Origin of the sequence: Paenibacillus jamilae (assembly GCF_050482105.1) — a bacterium.
Taxonomy (GTDB): Bacteria; Bacillota; Bacilli; order Paenibacillales; family Paenibacillaceae; genus Paenibacillus; species Paenibacillus jamilae_B.
This window is the reverse complement of the sequence record NZ_JBCNHI010000085.1, coordinates 1-1,423: the sequence shown is the minus strand read 5'-3', so window position 1 is coordinate 1,423 and position 1,423 is coordinate 1. Positions and strand designations below refer to the sequence as shown.

Sequence of the window (1,423 nt, the reverse complement as noted above, 5' to 3'; positions counted from 1 at the left end):
GCAGGCGCTCTACTGCAAACACCACCTGATCGTAAACCCGCTGCACAACCTCGCCATCCACCATTTCGAAGGAAGTCCGCAACGTTTCATGGCGGGCTATTAACTGACGGAACGCCTCCTCCAGTCGGTCTGCCTGAAGCGGCCCCTCCACGACTAATACACCCGGCATATTGTAGCTGACCTCCCCACCGTCCAGATGGCTCAAAATATACAGTCGTTTTTGAGCCGAGGAAGCAGGATAGTAAGACTGTTTCACAGCTGCAGGGATCACCGTATAGGTGTCTGTGCCATGCGCGGCGATCAGCTGGGCTTGCTGCTCAATCGTAAAGTGCTGGAACACTTCACGCAGTGTTATTCGGCTGCCCAGTACCTGATGGATTTTGGCCACCAGCGTCGTGGCCCGCAGGGAATGCCCACCCACATCGAAGAATGAGTCGGTGACGCCTACGCTGGACAGCTTCAAGACATCCTGCCAGATTTGGGCTAGCTTGGCCTCCAGTGGCGTCCGCGGTGCCACATACTCCAGGCCTCCTTCAAGGCGTGCTTCCGGTGCGGGCAACGCCTTCCGGTCGATTTTCCCGTTGGGCGTCAGCGGGAAACGATCCAGCTGTACCACATACGTCGGGATCATGTAATCCGGCAGCTTCGGCTGCAGCGCATTCCGCAGTTCCGGTAGACTCAGCGACTCCGAAGCTACGATATAAGCACACAGATCCTTGTGTCCGTCTTCGTTTTCCCATGCCGTGACCACGGCTTTTTGGATACCGTCCACGGTCAGCAGCTGTGCTTCCACCTCGCCCAGCTCGATCCGGTAGCCGCGGATTTTCACCTGGTGGTCGATCCGGCCCAAATACTCGATACTGCCATCCGGCAGCCACCGTGCCAGGTCGCCTGTCCGGTACATCCGGTTTGCGTAACTGCTGTCCGCTGGATCAGCGGCCGTCGCATCAGCAAACGGATTCGGAACAAACTTCTCAGCCGTCAGTTCCGGCAGGTTGAGGTATCCTCGTGCGATACCTGCACCCCCGATATAGAGCTCACCCGCGATCCCGATCGGCACCAGCTGTTGCTGGTTGTTCAGGATATACACAGCCTGGTTCGCTATCGGCCTTCCAATGGATACCGTGTGCTCCCCTTTTTCCAGCAATACATTCAGTGACTCTACATCTTCAATCGTATAGGCTGTCGCATCTACCGTCGCTTCGGTCGGACCATACACGTTCGTAATGACCGGGCGATATCCAGACCATTTGTGTAGGAATCCCTGTACCAGCTGCACGGATAAGGCCTCGCCCCCAATCAGGTAATGCTTCACATCCGGCGCTTCTGTCACACTGACGCTTTCGTTCAAAATATGCAGATGCGCTGGTGTGCCGTCTGACAGATCAATTCGGTGCGTGCGGTAGTAGGCGATCAAATGCTC

At 56.4% G+C, this 1,423-nt stretch carries 1 protein-coding gene; it reads right to left on the bottom strand.

Translation table 11 applies throughout. The features are described 5' to 3' along the window. On the bottom strand, nucleotides 1-1,423 hold a 1,423-nt coding region (locus ABEW32_RS26500), incomplete at both ends, for an AMP-binding protein (RefSeq protein WP_430193285.1).